This window comes from Mesorhizobium sp. M2E.F.Ca.ET.219.01.1.1 (assembly GCF_004016445.2).
Taxonomy (GTDB): domain Bacteria; phylum Pseudomonadota; class Alphaproteobacteria; order Rhizobiales; family Rhizobiaceae; genus Mesorhizobium.
In genome coordinates this window covers 1-326 of record NZ_SADT02000166.1, presented here as the reverse complement: position 1 = coordinate 326, position 326 = coordinate 1, and the positions used below count along the sequence as shown (strand labels likewise).

The following is a 326-nucleotide window of genomic DNA, read 5'->3' as shown; positions in this document are numbered from 1 at the left end:
GCGATGCCGAACAGGCTCCGAAGTCCGCCGGCATAGGGGAAGCCGGCCTCGCGGAAGATTTCCGAGGTGCCGACCCACAGCACCGGCAGTCCCGGCTGCCGCGTCAGGATCAGGCCGGCAAGCGACAGGGCAAAGCCGGCGACGGCTCCGGCTTCGCGGGTCTCGACGCCATGGATCTTGCTCAGCGCCGCCTTCGGCAGGCCGCCGCCGAGGGCGTCGTCGAGCGGCTCGATGCCGGTGCGCAGGAAGACATCCGGCGCGGCAACGGCAAGGCCGCGCCGAACCACCGTGACATCGGCGATGTCGCGGTCATCAGGCGACGCGCC

Annotated in this window: 1 pseudogene; it reads right to left on the bottom strand. The window is 71.5% G+C overall.

The window, feature by feature from the left end:
- A pseudogene (locus EN862_RS35365) lies at positions 1-326 on the bottom strand (hypothetical protein); the annotation flags it as partial.